Consider the following 1,006-nt stretch of genomic DNA (forward strand, 5'->3'; position numbering starts at 1 on the left):
CGATATTACTTATCAGCTCTTTGATCTGTTTCATAGGCAACTTACTGAGGATGACAACAACGCGAAATTACTGCACGAGCTAGAGATTCCAACAGCCCAAATTCTTTGTCAAATGGAAGCAAACGGTATTTTGATTAAGCGCTCTTTCCTCAATGAGCTGTCTAAACGCTTTGATGAAGAAATTATCGCTCTAGAAAAACGCGCTTATGAAATTGCTGGCGAAGAATTTAACTTAGGCTCACCAAAGCAGCTCGGTGAGATGCTATTTGATAAGCTTGGCGTCCCTGGTGGTAAAAAAACCAAGTCAGGACAGTACTCTACTGGTGAAGCTATATTATCGAAGATTGATCACCCATTAGTAGAAATCGTACTGGAATATCGCGGCTTATCTAAGCTTAAAAGCACCTATACCGATGCACTTGATGCCGTAGCCGATAACGAGACTGATCGTGTGCATACTAGCTACCATCAGGCATTGACCAGTACCGGACGTCTATCGTCAACTGATCCTAATTTACAAAACATACCAATTCGTACGGTGACAGGCCGCTTGATTCGCCAGGCTTTTATTGCCCCAAAAGGACGCGTTATTTTGGCAGCGGATTACTCACAGGTTGAGCTGCGCCTCATGGCGCACTTCTCAGAAGACGCCAACTTAACTCACGCTTTTAAAGAAGGGCTGGATATTCACGCCGCGACTGCTGCGGAGGTACTTGGCAAAGATGTTGAAGCAGTTACTGCCACTGAGCGCCGCAATGCCAAAGCCATTAACTTTGGTCTACTCTATGGTATGAGCGCCTTTGGGCTGGCAAAACAACTCCAAATGAGCCGCGGTGAGGCACAAGATTATATCGATATGTACTTTGATCGCTATCCGGGAGTTAAGCAATATATGGTTGATACACGTGCCAGTGCTGTCAATCGTGGTTATGTCGAGACTATACTGGGTCGTAAGCTCTATACGCCTGATATCAATCATAGCAATCGCATGGTCAAACAAGGCGCC

The 1,006-nt window shown here is 45.4% G+C and carries 1 protein-coding gene; it reads left to right on the top strand.

Translation table 11 applies throughout. From position 1 onward, the window contains the following. A partial coding sequence (locus ACS8FD_RS17010; protein ID WP_439276711.1) for a DNA polymerase occupies nucleotides 1-1,006 on the top strand: 1,006 nt, incomplete at both ends.

It is taken from the genome of Psychrobacter sp. 1U2 (assembly GCF_051847575.1).